This window comes from Lysinibacillus sp. GbtcB16 (assembly GCF_019091145.1).
Taxonomy (GTDB): domain Bacteria; phylum Bacillota; class Bacilli; order Bacillales_A; family Planococcaceae; genus Lysinibacillus; species Lysinibacillus fusiformis.
On record NZ_JAGXJV010000455.1, the window covers coordinates 1 to 267 of the forward strand.

The window sequence follows — 267 nt, forward strand, 5'->3', positions numbered from 1 at the left end:
GAAAGCGGGATGGAATCATGAAAGCAGTCCATTTCGGCGCCGGCAATATCGGCAGAGGCTTTATCGGACTTGTGCTTTCACAGGCAGGGTATGAGGTCGTTTTCTCCGACGTCAATGAGCGTTTGGTGGAGGAGCTGCAGCAGAGAAAGTCCTACACGGTTCGCATTGCGAGCGATGCTCAGGAAGCCTTCACAGTGAATAACGTAACGGCGATCCATGGCAGTCAGCTGGATGTTGTTGCCGAAGCGGTCGCAAGTGCAGACCTCG

General features: G+C 54.3%; 1 protein-coding gene. It reads left to right on the forward strand.

Translation table 11 applies throughout. From position 1 onward, the window contains the following. Positions 1–17 precede the first annotated feature (17 nt). Positions 18–267, forward strand: a 250-nt coding sequence (locus KVT27_RS24885) for a mannitol dehydrogenase family protein (RefSeq protein WP_483307985.1), incomplete at its 3' end; no start/stop codon positions are given.